Origin of the sequence: Arthrobacter sp. E44 (assembly GCF_041877125.1) — a bacterium.
Taxonomy (GTDB): Bacteria; Actinomycetota; Actinomycetes; order Actinomycetales; family Micrococcaceae; genus Arthrobacter.
Genome location: NZ_JBHDJA010000088.1, coordinates 1 through 243, shown reverse-complemented (window position 1 = coordinate 243; position 243 = coordinate 1). Strand labels below are relative to the sequence as shown.

Genomic DNA, 243 nt, shown 5'->3' with positions numbered 1-243 from the left:
CAGGAGGTTGGCTTAGAAGCAGCCACCCTTAAAAGAGTGCGTAATAGCTCACTGGTCAAGTGATTCCGCGCCGACAATGTAGCGGGGCTCAAGTACACCGCCGAAGTTGTGGCATTCACATATTGTCCTAGCCTTCGTGGTTCAGGAGTGTGGATGGGTAGGGGAGCGTCGTGTGGGCGGTGAAGCTGCGGTGTAAACCAGTGGTGGAGCCTACACGAGTGAGAATGCAGGCATGAGTAGCGA

Annotated in this window: 1 rRNA gene; it reads left to right on the top strand. The window is 55.1% G+C overall.

The window, feature by feature from the left end:
* Positions 1-243: ribosomal RNA gene (locus tag ACETK3_RS21420) — 23S ribosomal RNA — on the top strand; the annotation flags it as partial.